The 15,267-nt window shown below is 45.8% G+C and carries 6 protein-coding genes; all 6 read right to left on the reverse strand.

Going from position 1 to position 15,267, the window contains the following annotated elements:
- Positions 1-165 precede the first annotated feature (165 nt).
- Complete coding sequence (locus tag ABVC65_RS01440; protein WP_353582429.1) at positions 166-894, reverse strand: HesA/MoeB/ThiF family protein; 729 nt, start codon at positions 892-894, stop codon at positions 166-168.
- Between the two features lie 60 nt (positions 895-954).
- A complete protein-coding gene (locus tag ABVC65_RS01445) occupies positions 955-1,776 on the reverse strand; it encodes a thiazole synthase (protein WP_004123132.1) in 822 nt (273 codons plus the stop codon).
- A gap of 85 nt (positions 1,777-1,861) precedes the next feature.
- Positions 1,862-2,068: a sulfur carrier protein ThiS gene (thiS, locus tag ABVC65_RS01450; RefSeq protein ID WP_353582430.1), complete on the reverse strand. Its 207-nt coding sequence runs from the start codon at positions 2,066-2,068 to the stop codon at positions 1,862-1,864.
- Positions 2,069-2,138: 70 nt separating this feature from the next.
- Positions 2,139-3,209 (reverse strand): glycine oxidase ThiO, encoded by a 1,071-nt coding sequence (thiO, locus tag ABVC65_RS01455; protein ID WP_020760071.1) that lies wholly within the window; start codon positions 3,207-3,209, stop codon positions 2,139-2,141.
- Between the two features lie 507 nt (positions 3,210-3,716).
- On the reverse strand, positions 3,717-11,363 hold the full coding sequence (locus tag ABVC65_RS01460) for a peptidase (RefSeq protein ID WP_353582431.1): 7,647 nt from the start codon (positions 11,361-11,363) through the stop codon (positions 3,717-3,719).
- Positions 11,364-12,424: 1,061 nt separating this feature from the next.
- Positions 12,425-15,235 (reverse strand): TIM-barrel domain-containing protein, encoded by a 2,811-nt coding sequence (locus ABVC65_RS01465; protein ID WP_353582432.1) that lies wholly within the window; start codon positions 15,233-15,235, stop codon positions 12,425-12,427.
- Positions 15,236-15,267: the final 32 nt, after the last annotated feature.

A 15,267-nucleotide genomic window follows, 5' to 3' on the forward strand; every position in this document is an offset into this window, starting at 1 on the left:
TTAATATGCACTCAAATTCCTGGCAGCTAGCCTTGCGACTAACCACTTTTTCTTTTTACAAAACTTGAGTCTAACACACTCAAGTTATTAAAGTCAAGCATTTTTGAGCGCGTTTCGCAAAAACTTAATACTACTCCACTCAACTTTTGCAACTTTTCGCAAAAATCACGCAAATCTAAAATGTCTAAGCGAATTATCAATGGCGTTATATCGCGCCAAAACTCCAATAAGCGGCTTTCCTATACCAGTTATAATCTTGATTGCTTCAGTTGCCATCATTGCGCCAACAATAGCTGCAGTCGCGCCCAATACAGCCGATTTTGGTACTTTTTCTTTAGGCGGAGGGCAAGCATACAAGTCACGCAAACTAGGCCCTTTTCCTGGCACAAAAACGCTTACTTGACCTTCATAATAAAGAACTGAGCCATAGACTTCTGGCGCGCCAGCGCTCCAAGCAGCATCCGCAATCAAAAAGCGTGTAGCAAAATTATCACAACCATCAATTATTAAGTCGTGACTTTCTACGAGCTGCTTTGCGTTGTCTTCATTAAATCTATCTACAAGGTTGATTTTTAAACCTGGAGATAACGCTTGCAGACGCTTAGCCGCAAGTTGCGCTTTCGACTTGCCACACTGATCCACAGTGTATAAAGTCTGCCTTTGCAAATTAGAAAGCTCTACAACATCGTCGTCGCAAATCGTGATTTCACCAACTCCTGCGGCAGCAAGCGAAAGCAAGCACGGCGAACCAAGTCCACCTGCCCCAACCATGCAGATTTTCGCATCGCGAAGTAACTGCTGATGTTCATGCGTAAAGCCCGGCAGGAGCAAGTGGCGAGAAGTTCGTTCTGCCTCAAGCTCCTGCAGGTTATCATAGATTTTATTAATCGTCATGCTGAATAATATGCCGAAAAATATTCTGAATAATATGCTGAATCAATTACAGTACAAAATTTACAGTACTGCATCAGCCCAAGCGCGACCTTCAACAGGCGAAGAAGCGAGCGCATGCTCACGCTTAGGAATACGACCAGCATCGTGAGCAAGCTTTCCAGCAGTAACAGCAGCAGCCATTGCGCGACCCATCTTTACAGGATCTGGGCAGCGAGTTACAGCGCTTGCAAGAAGCACGCCAGAGCAACCGATTTCGAAAGCTTTAACAACATCGGAAGCAGTGCCAACTCCAGCATCCAAAATCACAGGAACGCCAGCTTCTTTGCTTTCTTGAACAATCAGCTCAATGTTTCGAGGATTTAAAATACCAAGTCCAGTTCCAATTGGAGCACCCCCTGGCATAACAGCCTTTACGCCAAGCGACACAAGACGACGAGCCACAATCGGGTCGTCATTCGTGTAGCAAAGCACGCTGAATCCTTCTTCAACTAGCTTTTCGGCAGCAAGCAAGACTTCGCGAGTATCTGGGAGCAAAGTATCGTCGTCTGCAATCACTTCGAGCTTAATCCAATCAGTTCCAAGTGATTCACGAGCCATTTTTGCTGTAAGAACAGCATCATGAGCAGTTTTGCAACCAGCAGTATTTGGCAAAACGTTAATATTATGGCGTTGCAACATGCCGTAAATATCCACGCCAGTTTTTGCGTGACGACGTAAAGCAACAGTCGCTACTTCCGCACCTGAAGCAACAAGTGACTTTTCCATAATGTCAATGCTTGTCATTCCACCAGTGCCAAGCAAAAGCCTTGAATGTAAGGTTTTACCACAAAGCTGCCAAGTATCGACATTTTCTTCATTATTTTCTGTATTATTTTCTGCCATTTTAAGCCTTTTATATAAATTTTTTGAAACTATACTCAAATTATTTGAAATCAACCGCTATTGTGGATCAGTCGCCTATTGAGGGTCATCCGCCCTGAACAGCGCTGAGAATTTCGATTTTATCCCCATCGCAGATGATGGTTGATTCCCATTGGGCGCGCTTAAGCACATCGTCGCCAATGGCGACCGCAATGCCAAAACCTAAGTCAGATCCGTAGAGTTGTGCAACAAGTTGGGCAATAGTCAAGTTATCCTTCACTTGAGTGGTTTCACCATTGACGACGATTTGCATAATTCAACCTTTATTAACGTCTATTAAAACTTGCGTTTCTAGAAACTTGCGTAACTAGGAACTTTCTTCACTAGAAGCGAGCAGGATTGCAGCTCTCCAAGAAGCCCTTTTCCTTCTCAGTCAACTCTTGCTCAAGCACAAGCTTTGTAGTCAAAGAAGAACCCAAAGCTGTGAGCAAAATTCCGTGACGGAAGTAACCAGTAGAAATAGTTGTGTGCGTCTTAGGATCAATGCCAATGAATGGTAAATCGTCTGGAGTTCCAGGGCGTCCACCAGCGGTAACCTCTGTAATCGAGCATTCCTGAATGCCAGGAAGTACGCTTGCTGCATCGCGGAGCAAATCAAGCACACCGCCAACCTTTGGAATATCGCGGTCGTCTTCGCGAGAAGTAGCGCCGAGCACAAGCTCGCCTGTTTCCTTAGCGCGAGGCACCAAATACACTGGGCGATCGTGCACAAAACCACGAACCACAGAGCTCAAAATTGGGCGCAAAGGCTCTGGAATAGTCATACGAATCATATCGCCCCACACAGCACGAAGCTTAAGCTGAGGAAGCATATCCTTAGCACCCAAACCAGATGCCAAAACTGTGTCTGGACCCAAATCGTCTGGAGTGCTTGCGCGACGCTCAATAACAACACCACGCTTTTCAAGTGCATCAATCATTGCTGCAGTGAAAAGACGAGGATTAATCTGATGATCATCTGGAACGCTTACAGCGCCTGCAATCGTCGGCGAAAGCGCAGGCTCAATTTCACGAAGCTTACTCACAGAAATATGCTCAGCTCTACGTCCGTAACGATGCTGCAAGTTTAGCAACTCGTTTACGTGCTCGTTATCTGCAGCATCACCGCCAATTACGTAAGATCCGCACTCTAAGTAGCCAGTTGGCTTATCGGTGTATTTTGCAACCGAATCAACCAATTCCTTATACATAGTTGCAGACTCAAACATGAGCGGATACAAGGCATCCTGCTGATATTGCATTTCTGCGGTAGGAGCTAACATGCCGGCAGCATGGTGAGAAGCACCGGAGACTGGATCTGGATCAATTATGCTAACTTTTACGCCAGCTTCCGTAAGCCTCCATGCTGTTGCTAAACCAATGATACCTGCACCAATAATACGAATATTTCGCATAATACTCCTTCCCTACGGCGGCATTACCCGCATCAGGTTTACGGTCGGCTTTCGCCCTCTCAGCCTGTATAGAACAAGCTCCCGTGTTTCGTCTATTTTGGTTAACTTTAAACCTTTTAGACTGTTTTTTAGATTATTTTTTAGATTATTTTCTCTTTTTGGCTTTTGCAATCACAACTACTGGCGATTATTTGCGGTAGTGCAATCATGCAAACGCACCCATGCGGGTGATTTGCAATTTTGCTTTGCATAAGCCACAGTTAGGGATTTTAACACTTTTGTGAAAAATTACTAAATCCATTGGTATGTTCTTAGCAATGTTCTTCAAAATGTTATTTTTAGTTTTCTTTGCTATGTTATCGGCGTTTTCTTCGGCGTTTTCTTCTTTACAACAACAAATAAAATGCGGAAAACAAACAAATAATTAATGGCTTGAAGAAACTATCCCCAAGCCATTAATTTACATTACTCCAATCGTAGCAGCATCACACACTGCTACAGATTAAACTAACGAGCCGAATGCCTCCTACGCTTAGACGCAGCACCAGCCACTCCGAGTCCAGCAAACACCGCAGCGAAAGCAGCAAACACCGAGGAGCTAGCGCCAGTATTAACGCCACTCACGTCACCACGCTTGAGATTCATTCCAGCAGAGTTACGCGCCGCGAGCATTCCATCACGCAAAGCTGCACGCGCAGCACGCAAACGAGCCAAAGCAGAATCAACCTGCCCCTGAGTAGCATTAGCGTCCGCTAACACTAAACGAGCATAATCCAAAGCCGCATTAAACTCACTCACCAAGCTAGAATCAGCCACTACACCATTAGCATTAGCCGAAACATCACCAAGAGCTTGATCAACCTCAGCCTGCAAAACACTCTTATCAACAACATTATTAACACTAGTAGTATTCGAATCATTAACACCAACACCAGTATTAACATCGGTATCGGTTCCAAAATCATAGTCAGAACCACTACCAACACCACTACCACTATTAATAAGCCTATTATAAGAATCAATCAACTTTTGCTTAGCATCACGAAGCCTACGAAGAGCCTGATCAACCTGATCCTGCGTAGCATTAGGATCCTTAATAACACTATCCGCATCATTCAACGCCTGCTGATACTCCGCAACATCAGCAGCCTTACCAATAATAAACGGAATAGACTTACGGAAATCAGGATCATTGCCCGCCTCAGTATTCAAATCAGACTTATCAGTCTTATGAGAATCAGCAAGCTTCTGCTTAGCATCCTGAAGCTTCTTCAAAGCAGCGTCAACCTGAGCCTGCGTAGCATTCTTATCACCAAGAACCTTCTTAGCATCCTCAAGCGCCTGCTTGTAAGCCTCAGCCTCAGGAGAACCAACAGCATTCTGATACTCAGGAGTCTTAGTGAAATCAGAATCCTTACCAGCCTCAGCAGTCAAATCAGACTTATTAGTCTTATAACCATCCGAAAGCTTAGACTTAGCATCCTGAAGCTTCTTCAAAGCCTCATCAACCTGAGCCTGCGTAGCATTCTTGTCGCCAAGAACCGTGTTCGCCTCATCGAGCGCCTTCTTGTAGGCTTCAAGAGCCTGCTTAGACGCATCATCACCCTTAGCTTGAGCATTCTGATACTCAGGAGTCTTAGTGAAATCAGAATCCTTACCAGCCTCAACAGTCAAATCAGACTTATTAGTCTTATAACCATCCGAAAGCTTAGACTTAGCATCCTGAAGCTTCTTCAAAGCATCATCAACCTGAGCCTGGGTAGCATTAGCGTCACCAAGAACCTTCTTAGCGTCATCCAAAGCCGTCTTATAAGCTTCAAGAGCCTGCTTAGACGCATCATCATCCTTAGCTTGAGCATTCTGATACTCAGGAGTCTTGGTGAAGTCGCCATCAGCATCTGCTTCAGACTTCAGCTTAGAAGGATCAGTCTTGTAGACGTTAGTAATCTTCTTCTTAGCATCTTGAAGTTCCTTTAGAGCCTTGTCAACTTCCTTCTGGGATGGGATGTCCTTTTCACCAGGCTTTGGCTTACCGTTCTCATCGAACTTGCCAAGCAAAGTCCTAGCTTTCTTCAACGCATCCTTATAAGCAGTGACGTCAGCATTATCCTTGTCGCCATCAGCCTTCTTAGAATCAGCGTTCTTGAACTCAGTAGTAGCCTCAAAGTCAGCATCCGCTACTGTGCCTCCGTCAGCAGTAGACTTCGCAGCTTCAGTATTCAAAGCCTTAGCATCGGTCGTAAAGGCGTCATCGATAGCTTTCTTTGCCTGTTGCAACTCATCCAAAGCTTTCTTAACATCAGCATTAGTTGGCTGCTTATCAACATCAGCATTCGAATCTGGGTTATTCACCTTGTTGATAAGTTCCTGCGCGGCCTTGAGCTTCTCGTTGTAAGCTTCCAGCTTCTTAGTTGCGGAATCATCTTTCTTTGCATCCTCTTCAGATTCAGCGTTCTTCTTTTCGAGCGCATTCTTGTACGCAACCGACTCTTCAAACTTAGGAGTTACAGGTTTGCCATCTTGATCTTTATCGCCGACTTCGTTAGAAAGCGGAGTTACATTAGTCTTATAACTATCAGCAATAGTATTCTGATAGTTCTTGAGCTGCTTTACTAACGCATCAACCTCACGCTGAGTAAGCTTGTTTGTATCCTTAAGCTTTTCAGCAATCTTAGCAATCTGACCTTCAAAACCAGTTTGCTTAGTAGCATCACCCAAGTCCTTACCAGCCTGCTCATGCTTAGCGTTGTTAGCGTCATCCTTGATAGCAGTAGCATTCTTGTATTCAGGCGTCTTCTTGAATACATCTTCTGCATATTGCTTGGCTTGCTTAAGCTTATCAACGTCCGTCTTGTAGCCGTCAACGATGTTTTGCTTAGCTTTCTTCAAAGCCTCAAGAGCTTCATCAATCTGCTTCTGAGTTGGATGATCGCTGAGGGTGCCAGATGTGTTATCTTGCGCCAACTTGCGTGCTTTTGCCAAAGCATCCTTGTACGCTTTCACATCATCATTGTCTACCTTATTGCCGTCAGCACCGTCCTTCTTCTTAGCATCAGCGTTCTTGAACTCTGGCGTATACTCGAAGTCGTCTTCAGTAACGGGAGCATGCTCAGCAGTAGACTTATTAATTTCTGTCTCAAGACCAGTAGTAACGGTCTTATACTTCTCAATCTCAGTACGAGCATCGTCAAGATCCTTAAGCGCGGCATCAATTTCTTTTTGAGTTGGCTGCGCATCCAAAGGCGTCTTGCTATCAGAATCTGCCTTCTTAAGCAATTCCTGAGCTTCAGCTAACGCTTTGTCGTATGCCTTTTTGGCTGCAGCAGCAGCGTTGTTCTTGGTGTCATCAGGAACAAGCTTGCCGTTATCTTCCTTCATGAAGTGAGGATCAGACGCATTGCGATACGCATCAGAAGTTTGCGTGCCTTCTGTAGGTGCAGCGCCATCTGTAGAGCCGTGCTTCTTTACGCTTTCCTTGAGCTTGTCGGTGTCGGTGTTGTAGGCGTCAAGAGCCGAACGCTTCTCGTTCAAGGTCTTAAGCGCATCATTAACTTCCTTCTGCGTTGCATCAGGCTTCTTGAGCAAGTCTTTTGCTGCATTAAGAGCAGCACCATACTCATCTACAGCCCTTTTAGCGGCATCATTCTTAGCATCATCAGCAGTTGTTCCGTCATCATTCTTGAAATCAGGATGCGAAGCATTCTTATACTCAGGCGTCTGCTTGGTGTTGTCATGCTCGTTAATCGACTTAAGCAAATCGTCAGTATTGGTTGCAGCAAACTTGTTCAAGTCAGCAACTGCTTCATTCATTCCCTTAAGAATTGCATCAATATCCTTATCAAGCGGCTCACCTTGCGCATGTGCCTGAATATTCTTCAGGTAGTCTTTGTCATCAAGGTTGCCGTCCTTCTCAGGGGTATTCGTATCAGGAATATCCTTACCATTTGCTTGATCCTTAGGCATCTGTTTATTAAGCGCCTGGTGTAGCTTCTCTACAGCTTTGTCATACCTAGTCTTAGCAGCCTTTGCCTCTACACTTGCATCATCTGCAGATGCATTCTTATACGCTGGGCTGTTTTGTATTGCGAGGTCATTAAATACAGCTGCCGAAAGCCTGCTGGTGTTAGTTGCATACTTGTCAATAACAGTACGAGCTTTTTCAAGAGCTGTCTTGGCTTCATTAATCAATCTTTGATCTGGAGCAGTTCCACCATTCTTAGCTTCTTCTAGCTTTTGCTTAAGCTCCTTGGCTTTTTGATAAGCATCGTTGTAATCTTTGAACGCTTTCTTGGCGTCAGTATCACCTGCTTGCGCCTTATCAAAAGCGTTAAAGTATGCAGGCATCAGGTAACCGCTAAAGTTATCCGCAAGCACTTTCGTAAGTTCATCAGCGTTACTTGCATATTTTTCATGCAATACTTTTTCAGCAGCTTCAAGCTTCTTTTTAGCATCGTCAACTTCAGCCTGAGTTGCTTTATCGTTCTTAAGAACCTTGCGCGCATTATCTAACGCGTTGTTATAGTTGTCAACAGCGGTTTTAGCAGCTTGCTTTTCTTGATCATTAGCGCCGCTAGTCTGCTTGTCAAAGGCATTCTTGTAGAAAGTGCTCTTTTTGCCGTTTGGCTTGTCCGGCTCAGGATTATCAAAGGTGAGCTTTTCAGCAGTTATCAGCTGCGACTTATCGGTAGCTTTAGCATCAAGCGCCTTCTTAGCATTCTCAAGAGCTGTAATTGCAGCGTTAACGTCCTTTTGAGAAGCGTTTGGATCTGCTGAAAGATCCTTTGCCTTCTTTACAGCGTTATCGTAAGCTGTGCGCTCACCATCAGTTGCGTTTTGATAAGCTGGGTCGGCGTTAGTCAGCGTTTGAGTGCCCTGATTGTCCCTACCATCCTTCACCTTGCCATGCTCAGCAATAGCAGCGTTAAGCTTTTCTTTGTTGGTGGTGAAGTCATTAAGCTTTGCGCGTGCAGCATCAAGCTTTGCCTTGGCTTCGTCAACAGCCTTTTGCGTGGCGTTCTTGTCGTCCTTTACCTTATTAGCTTCAGCGAGCGCTTCATCGTAAGCCTTCTTGGCGGCTTTAGCAGCTTCATTCTTCTTGGTATCAGGCTGACCACTTGCATCCTTGAAGTCAGGCTCAGTAACATTCTTATACCTATCAGTAGTTACAGTACCAGGTTTTTCAGCGGTAGCGCCTTCGGCAGCTTTACCATTAGCATCAATCGAGGCACTCAGCTTATCCTTCTTGGTAGCGTCACCATCAAGAGCCTTGCGAGCCTTGTCTAACTTAATGGTCGCATTGTCAATATCAGCTTTTTGCTTCTCAGTAAGGTCAGACTCTTTTGTATCTTTAACTTGCTCGTACAAAGCTTTAGCAACTTTGAGTGCATCATCGTAGTCGCTCTTTACCTTGTCCGACGCGTTGTAGTACTCATGCTGCGTTGGAACTTCATTGCCCTCAACAGCAACAGTCTTGTGCTCCTCAACAGATGTCTTCAAATCTTTCGTCTTATGATTCATCTGCGGCACAAAGATAACGTTAATTGCCTTTGCCGTATTGCCTGGATGTCGATTTTTCTCCAGATAAACATCCTTATAGTACGACATTGCATACGGCTCAACAAACAGACGTGCCTTGAAAATCTTGCCCTTTTTAGCAGCCACCGTTACAGAGCCAGCTTCTTCATCCCATGTATACGAACCAGCTTCTGATAAATTATCACCGAGGTCTACGTCAGAATTAGAGACTTTCTGATTCCCATACCAATAAGCGCCGTCCATATTGCCAAGCGTTAGCTCGCCCGTTGGCTCGCCATTTTGCAACGCATAGTGCATGTGCGACTTTTGCGCGGTATTCCCTGTACCTTCATAGGAAAGCAGCTCGCCGCCCTGAAGGTCACGCAAACCAGACTTTGGATTCTTTGGTGTAGCTTTCAGCAAACCAAGAATCTTTGTTGTATTAAACTCTTCTGCTTTAGTTGGGTCGTAACGGTAGATGATAGTGGTTTTCTGATCATTACTCCAAGAAATACCTTCGTCGGTGTCGCGACCATCAATCTTGGTTTTAGTCCACGAAACGTCGTAATCCGTACGAATATTTGGAAGCTTTGTAAGCTTATTCGCCTTTATATCAGACGTAAACTCGGCAACCGCCTTATCGGTCTTGATTTTAACGGTAATCGTGTTTTCCGCCTGACCGTTCGAGATGCCCTGATTAGCTTGACCAGCTTTAGTAAAATTGCCCTTAAGATATTCAAGCGAAATCTGATCTACACTGGTAAGGCCAAGTTCTGTATTGGTCTTGTTGGCCTCAAAAATCGACTGCTTGATTCGGTTAAGCTCCGCGGTTGAGTAATCGAGTGGGTTGGCAACAAAGACTGCTTTGTCACCAGTTGGAACGGTAACATCCTTTTCTGCAACCTTCTTCAACACAAGGTCGCGCACAGCGATCTTCGGCGCATCCTCAGTATCCACGCCGTCGAAATTAATTACAGCATTACCTTTATCAAACGAAATCTTATCTGCCGTAACGCCATTAATCTTGGCAAGCTTCGTCTTAATTTCTTCCTGAACTTCAGCCGAAAGATTATTCGGGTCTTCAACAATCGGCTTTTCAATAACATCGTTATAACGCACAATAGTCAGCGGAATAGCCTGCGACTTAAAACCAAGATCGGTAACGAAATGAGTATCTACGATAGATACACCAACTTTACTATTTGCTTTCGTTAATGCATTCTGATCGTATTCGTTGCTGCTAGTAGGAATTTTCTCATCGATAGTATCTAACTTTCGTTTACCAACCTTGCTTAACGCTTGAATTTGTGCTTCTAGCGATAGACCATCAATACCACTCTTGTTAACATGCGTTGTTTTGCCATTCTTTTTAGCATCATCCATAGCATTGTTGACATCTTTTTCGGTGATAGCAGCATCACTTACTTTTTTAACAATAGTTCCAGCACTTTTCGGAGGTACTAACAGAGCCGCTCTGAATTGATCTGATACTGCATCTTCTTTAGCACTTCCAGGAACTGGAGTTGGATTAATCTGAATCGAACGTGTTGCAGAATAACCTTGCGCATTCTTAATACCTTTGGAATCACCACGTTCATCTTTACGGAAAATCCTATTCATGGTAAGTGTTGCAGAACCATCAACGTTCTTTTCAAACACATATTCGCCAGAATATGGCTGATGTCCGTTATTGTCGGAATCAAAATCAATACTTCCTGCAGTTTTTTTGGTATTAATATGGTTTGAAGTTGAAGGAAATACAGCTACACGCGTAACAGCCTTATCTGCTCCATTAGCATCTTGCTGTTTAGGAAGCTTAAATATTATAGGATTATTTGCGAGTTGCTCATCATACTGATTATCCACTGTGCCAAAGCCATAAACGTTCGGCATTTCACCTGTTTGACTAGAGAAAGCTACTTCTTTTATGTCACCATTAGAAGCGCGATTCTGATTTTCAGATGTAGCGGCATCAGTTTGTGGATTTTCTTTCACCGCACGCTTTGTGCGCCTTGCAGGAGTTTCTGCAGTGGCGCTACTAGCTACATTAGTCTTATTATCATCAGTAGTCGCAGACTTATTATCCTTATTATCTACAGACTTACCATCAGCCTTAGAGTTCTCGCCCTTAGTGCTCTCAGTCTTACCAGTCTTATTCTCTTTAGCTGATTCAGTCGATGTAATAGGAGCAGCAGTTACCTTAGGTTCTACACTCTGCTTAGCATCTGCGGATTTCTTACTATCAGTAGGCGCCTCCACCTTAGTCTGCTGAGGAGCCTCCACAACAGACTTAGTATCTACACTATTTTTATTAGAAGGCTCAGCTTTCTTAGAAGCCTCAACCTTAGAAGCATCATCCTTCTTAGTAGTATCTGTCGCAGTCTTCTTAGAATCCTCAGCCTCAGCATTCTTCTTAGCAACTAAATTCTGCTCCTTTGCAGAATCATTCGTATTAACAGGCGCAGTAGCAGCCTCCGCAGCCATTGCAGGAGTTGCGCCAAAAGCAATCGCCGCGCCAGCAATTACGCCAGCAGCACCAGCCGAAAGAGCAGCCACTTTGCGCATGTCAACAACCTTTGCAGACTTATCTTTTGCAGAACCAAATGTCTTGTTGGCGTGTTTACCAGATTTTGTAGTCATGTTCTCCTCTTTCGTGAGTTTAATTCGATTTATTTGATATTGCTTTGCGCGCCAACCGTGGCCCTCAAAGCCCTATAGTTTTTGACAATAGTTTTACACAGTCTTATAGCGTACATCTATAATGATGTATCTAGCCTTTGATAAATCATTATAACATTTTAGAAAAAATTTTGAAGACAACTAACAAATGTTTATAGCTTCGGGGGATACATACCCCCCCCCCCCCAAGCCTTTTATTTTAAGGGTTTTTGCGAGATATTTTTTTCAAAAATTCTTGCGATTCTGGCGAGTCAACCGCCACTTTTAGCTCACTCATCTAAACATTTGTATATGATACAAATCACATTTTTAGACCCTCTGCAGCGCGCTTTTTCTTTTATCCCGCGTTTGTTCCCATATCAGGTTGATATGTAAACAAGAGCAGGAATACTTGCCCGCGTTTGTTCCCATATTTGGCGTTTCAATAAACAAACGCGGGAATACCCCTCGCGAGTGTAGAAACACCCAGCCCTCACACAACGCCAAGTAAGTGGAATCGTTCGCGCTGACTGCATAAAGTGCGGCGGAGATTCGAGATTTTTCGCCCTGAATAGAACTTGACTTCAAGTAAACAAAATCAAGAACACTTCCCCGATTTTGTTTACTTATCTGGCGTGTTGGTAAACAAAAACAAGAGTGGGTTCTTGCTTTTGTTTACTTATCAGTCATATAAGTCCACAAAACCAAGAATGCTCCCCCGACTTTGTTTACTTATCTGGCGTGTTGGTAAACAAAACCAAGAACAGAATGCCAGTGAGGGCTGGGTGATTCTTGGTCGAACAGTATAAGAGCGGCAGCCGATACCAAATAATCCAATGAGCCACCACTACAAACAAACTTCAACACAAAAACAAAATCAAAACCAAATCGGAACAACCGCAACAACAACCAACACGCAAGAGGCAGAGCGTTGTGAGACAAGAAACACCCAGCCCTCACGCAACATTAAGCAGGAATATCGCTCGCGCGTTACAGCGCGCTCACGTCTTCGCTTGCGTTGAAAGCACACTGTGCTTTCAACCTTAAGCAAGCTCAGCGCTACGAAGTAAAATCTCCTCAAGCGCGCGCTTAACCGAATCAGGCAACGTGCACTTCCATTGCGCCCACTTAGCAACCTCTGGGTGCTGCGGCGCATGTGCGTTAGTCAAGTCAACGCTTTGCTGATGGCGCTCAAACTCGCTTTCGCTAGTGTACTCAAGCGCACAAAGCTCGCTTATAGCACTCGCGCTGCCACCAGCCTGGCGAATCGCATCAAAAGCAATCTCCTTGCCGCGGTACGGCATTTGCGCCTGTAAAAGCAACCTGTAGCAATCGCCAACCTTAGGGTCTTGCGCAATTTGCAAACCGCCATCCACAATCACTCGCACGCAATCACAAACAGGCACATTGTGCACAGAAACAGTAAGACTTAGCGTAGATTCTTCGCCTTCATATGAAACTTCTACAGCCTTAGATTCAAGCTGATTTTCCCCAACAAAAACGCGAACGCGCGAAAAGTCTGGGCAAGCCACGCCTCTAAACACCACGCTCCAATCGCGATTAGAAGGCAGCGAAGAAACAGCACTATCACAACCCGTTGCAGCGTTGATCACAAATTGTGTAGATGCGTTGCCGTCGCGCCAAATCAACTCCATGCGCGTATCGGCAGTTTTCCCAGCGCACGCGTCTTCAAAGCAACCATTATCTTCGCGCATCACAAACTCGCCGTTCGCAGCTGGGAATGCAAGAACGCGCAAAGATCGCGGATTTTCAACGCTATTAACAGCAGCCGCCGCCTGATCGCTACTTGCGCAAGACGCTTCGCTCGGCAAAACTTGCATTGGAATAATGGCACCAGCGCGCGCAAACGCTGGCACGCGGTCGATTCCTCGCCAAACCTCAAACCTGCGCCCAGCACAGCCGCGCGAAACATAGCGCCTTCCGTCAAAGAAATCGTACCAATCGCCTTCTGGAAGCCAGACGGCAGTGCATCCGCGCTCAACTTGCTCGCACCCCTTGCTAACGATTGGCGCAACAACAAGCTGGCTGCCAAAACGGTACTCGTTCGGCATCTCGTATGCTGCAAGCGTTTCTGGCGATTGCCAATACATTGGCTCTACGATTGGTCTGCCATCAACCGCCGCGCGATAATTCATCGTATATAAATAAGGCAGCAATTGCGCGCGAAGTCGCAGCATTTTAACCATCGCATTGCGCGTCTCAGCCGGGAAATTCCACGGCTCTTTGCCCGCAAACGGCGAGCAGCTGGAGTGAAGGCGATTAATCGGGCTAAACGCGCCGAAAGCGTACCAGCGTGCCTCCAGCTCATCGCATCGCACGCCAAGCATGTGGCCACCAATATCATGGCTCCACCAGCCGTAGCCAATGTTGGACGCCGTAGAAGTAAAGTAAGTTTGAAAAGCCAGCGAATCCCACGTTGTTACGCTATCTCCCGAGAATCCCACTGGGTATCGGTGCGAACCAGGCCCCGCATAGCGCGAGAACGTAAGCGGCCACGCACCGCCACGCCCCGAATCCTGGTAATGCACGTGGTTAAGCATCCAAAGCGGATCCAAGCCAGCCTGCTTTGTAACTCCGCCCTGCTGCCAATCAATCCACCAGAACCCAACGCCCTCGTTCTCCATGCGCCGATGCATGTTTAGGTATGCTCGCAAAAAGCGCGGATTTGTAAGGTCAAACTCAACTGCCTTGCCGCTTGCAGGGTCAATTCCCATATCGCGCGCAACTTGCGCATAATCTTCTTCAAACGCGCGCACGCCGTCTCTCGGGTGCAAATTAAGCGTTGCAACAAGCCCTTCGCTGGCAAGGCTGCGCAAAAACGCACGATGATCCGGGAACAAATCGCGATTCCACGTGTAGCCAGTCCATCCCGAACCATACTTTGGGTCCACATCCGTTACATGCCAATCCATGTCGATTACGGCCGTGGAGAACGGTATACCTTCGCGCTTAAATCGGCTCATCAGCTGCAAATATTCGTCTTGGCTATACCTGTAGTACCTGCTCCACCAGTTGCTTAGCGCGAATCGCGGAAGAAGCGGCTGCGCGCCCGTAAGCTTGTAAAAGTCGCGAATTGCGCCTATATAGTTGTGACCGTAGCCAAAGAAGTATAAGTCTTTAGAGTTTTCTCCAGACACGCCGCCATCCGCCTTTGCGCGCGGCTCCACCCATGCTCCGTATGGGTTTTCTTTTCCATCAACAGCAGCCGCGTACGCGATTTGTGCCGAGCGCGAATCGTCTAACACGGCCCACCCGTCGCGAGATATTACGCCCATTCCAAGCTTTACGGCACCATCCGCCTCATCCACTGTTCGCGCTGTGCCGAGCAAATTGCCGTGGCATTCGTCGCCGTAATGCCATGTGTTGAATTGCGAGCCTGGCACTCCGCGCACAACAATGCTCAAGCCCTCTTTACTAAACGGCTGCTGGTTGTACGTGATCAGTAGTTTTTCGGTTTCGACTTCTATCCAGCCATTTTCCAAGTTTTTTACACTATATTTTGGATTAACAGATTTTGGATTAAAAGCGCGCGATGCTTCATCTTCGGTTGCTGGCGATTTTTCCGCGGCAATCTGCGCACTGCTCTCGAAGTTTCGTCTTACAACTGTTTGCGTAGGCGCGTCTACGAATCCGCCGTTTTCGCTCCACTCAAGGCGCACAAGCGAATCCGTGATTAACGTAATTCGCCAATTTTTGCCGATTATAACCTGCGATTCTTTTGCCTTAGCCAGCGGATTTTTAGCGTAATCGTAAAAAATGTGCGCGTCTTGGATATTTTGTGCATCTTGCACACCTTGCGCCTCCTGCGACTCACTCTCGTTTTGTAAAGTCATTAGACCAGACCTTTTCTACTTATCTTTTCTAC

The organism is Gardnerella vaginalis (assembly GCF_040427915.1).
GTDB lineage: Bacteria > Actinomycetota > Actinomycetes > Actinomycetales > Bifidobacteriaceae > Bifidobacterium > Bifidobacterium vaginale_C.